Genomic DNA, 835 nt, shown 5'->3' with positions numbered 1-835 from the left:
TACGGACAGGACACCTGCAGCACTCGAAGGCCTCGCCACCGATCACATCGGCGAGTACGACGACCGCGGTAAGTAGATCGTGGAGCAGGTGACCTGGGTCCGTCGAGGAAGAACTGGCCCACGTGCTCGGCGCCTAGCAGGCGAGTCGTTGGTCGTCTTGCGGAGAGTCGCCGTTCAGGGCCCGGTTCCCTGCCGACTCTTTAGGGCCGGGCGGAACGCCTCGCCCATCCGGGCCTGTATCGCGGCGCGCTGTCACCCTGTCAGTCGATGGTGGGTTCTGTGACCTCGTCGTGCAGGGGTACTGGGTCGGCCGGATCGAGCGCTGGCGTGATGCTGGTGTGCCCGGTCGAGACTGCGGGCTGGCCGACCTCTGTCGATGAATGGATGGCTGCGGTTAGCTCGGCAACTCCACGGTTCAGCTCGACGACCTGGCGCAGTACGTGCTGTTGGAGATCACGGCTGTGGGCGGCTTCGATCTGGTGCAGAAGGCTGGTGAAGACCTGCCCGGGGCCTAGCGTCCTGTTCGTGGTGCCGCCGGTGAGGGTGTACCATTGATTGGTCAACAAGGGCGCTTGAGCACTTTGGCTCAGGTGTTCGGGGCCGCGTTCGCCACTGGGTGGAGCGGCCCTGTTGCTGTCTAGGGACAGTTCTGCGCCGGTGCGGGCGTCGATGATGCTGGAAATCTCTGTGATACGGCTCCACCATTGCGGTTCGTCGTAAGCCAAGGCCCGTTGGAATGACCATGCGGCGGCGTCGGCCATCCACAGGCCTGGCTGCTGGCGGTCGTCGACGTGCAGGACTCGCATGCGCGCGTTGATCTGGTGGGTGCGCACGA

1 protein-coding gene is annotated in these 835 nt (G+C 64.8%); it reads right to left on the bottom strand.

What is annotated here, in order from left to right; translation table 11 throughout:
• Window positions 1–260: 260 nt before the first annotated feature.
• Window positions 261–835 (bottom strand): hypothetical protein (locus tag DMB66_RS62265; RefSeq protein ID WP_158647753.1); only part of this gene is annotated, 575 nt, incomplete at its 5' end.

It is taken from the genome of Actinoplanes sp. ATCC 53533, from assembly GCF_003947245.1.
The sequence above is the reverse complement of the archived record's forward strand: the minus strand, read 5'-3'. Positions and strand labels throughout refer to the sequence as shown.